The sequence below is a fragment of the Alcanivorax profundi genome (assembly GCF_003597125.1).
GTDB lineage: Bacteria > Pseudomonadota > Gammaproteobacteria > Pseudomonadales > Alcanivoracaceae > Alcanivorax > Alcanivorax profundi.
Genome location: NZ_QYYA01000157.1, coordinates 1 through 405 on the forward strand (window position 1 = coordinate 1; position 405 = coordinate 405).

Sequence of the window (405 nt, forward strand, 5' to 3'; positions counted from 1 at the left end):
CACCCTGTCTATCAGAAAAAGTGCGTATGCACCAGATGAAATAGACAATTCTGAAAAAACAAATGCAGTAAATCGGGAAGCCATCAGACAGGCAAGACAGGAAACGAAGCTGGAATTCCAACCTGCTTCTGAAGACAAACCTAAGCTGGCACCTGTCCGCCAGAGCATCTTCATCAGAAAGAATGCGAGCAAGATCCTGGTGGTGGAGGACAACGAGGAACTGCTCGCCCTGATGCTGCAGGTATTGAGCAAGAACTATCATGTGTTTACGGCAAAGAACGGAAAGCAGGCGAAAAACATCATCATGAAGGAGAAACTCGACCTCGTGGTGAGCGACGTGATGATGCCAATCATGGATGGTATCGAACTGACCAAGCAGCTGAAGTCTGACAAGAGTTTCTGGCA

At 47.7% G+C, this 405-nt stretch carries 1 protein-coding gene; it reads left to right on the forward strand.

Annotated features, from left to right (window positions below; all coding sequences use genetic code 11):
• Positions 1 to 405: response regulator (locus D4A39_RS19345; RefSeq protein WP_147393977.1), on the forward strand; the 405-nt coding region annotated here is incomplete at both ends.